Raw genomic sequence first — 240 nt, 5'->3', positions numbered from 1 at the left:
GCCCCTACGAGGGCAACTACTCCACGTACCTGGACACCAAGGCCAAGCGCATGGAGGTCCAGGGCAAGAAGGACGCCAAGCAGGCAAAGCGCCTCAAGGACGAGCTCGAGTGGGTGCGCTCCAACGCCAAGGGCCGCCAGACCAAGTCCAAGTCGCGTCTGGCGCGCTACGAGGAGATGGCCGCGGAGGCCGAGAAGACCCGGAAGCTGGACTTCGAGGAGATCCAGATCCCGCCCGGAC

1 pseudogene is annotated in these 240 nt (G+C 65.4%); it reads left to right on the top strand.

The features are described 5' to 3' along the window. Nucleotides 1-240, top strand: a pseudogene (locus tag IG178_RS25070) (energy-dependent translational throttle protein EttA); the annotation flags it as partial.

Source organism: Neoluteolibacter marinus, from assembly GCF_014904755.1.
Lineage (GTDB): Bacteria > Verrucomicrobiota > Verrucomicrobiia > Verrucomicrobiales > Akkermansiaceae > Haloferula > Haloferula marina.
This window is presented reverse-complemented; position numbering and strand designations above follow the sequence as displayed.